Origin of the sequence: Streptomyces sp. DH12 (genome assembly GCF_020873895.1) — a bacterium.
Taxonomy (GTDB): Bacteria; Actinomycetota; Actinomycetes; order Streptomycetales; family Streptomycetaceae; genus Streptomyces.
Genome location: NZ_JAHWGT010000950.1, coordinates 1 through 465, shown reverse-complemented (window position 1 = coordinate 465; position 465 = coordinate 1). Strand labels below are relative to the sequence as shown.

General features: G+C 71.6%; 1 protein-coding gene. It reads left to right on the top strand.

What is annotated here, in order from left to right:
- A partial coding sequence (locus tag LPA54_RS37935; RefSeq protein WP_228984954.1) for a TSUP family transporter occupies positions 1–375 on the top strand: 375 nt, incomplete at its 5' end.
- Positions 376–465: the final 90 nt, after the last annotated feature.

Sequence of the window (465 nt, the reverse complement as noted above, 5' to 3'; positions counted from 1 at the left end):
ACCCGGCGGCAGATCCTCGCCGCGATCGGCCTGGCCGGCCTCGGCATCGGCTTCTACGACGGCCTGATCGGCCCCGGCACCGGCACGTTCCTCGTCCTGGCGCTCACCGCCCTGCTCCACCTCGACCTGGTCACCGCCTCCGCCACCGCGAAGATCGTCAACTGCTGCACCAACGCGGGCGCCCTGGCCACCTTCGCCTGGCAGGGCGCGGTGCTGTGGCAACTGGCGGCCCTGATGGCGGTCTTCAACCTCGCGGGCGGCACGCTGGGCGCCCCCACCGCCCTGAAACGCGGCAGCGGTTTCGTCCGCGTGGTCCTGCTGACGGTGGTGTTCGCACTGGTGGCGAACATGGCGTACGAGCAGTGGCTGGCGTAGGCCTGTGCGCGGGGGCGCGCCGTGGGGATACTGAGCCGGACATGATCACCTCGGGAGAGGCACGGCCATCACCGGACCCACGGTCACCGC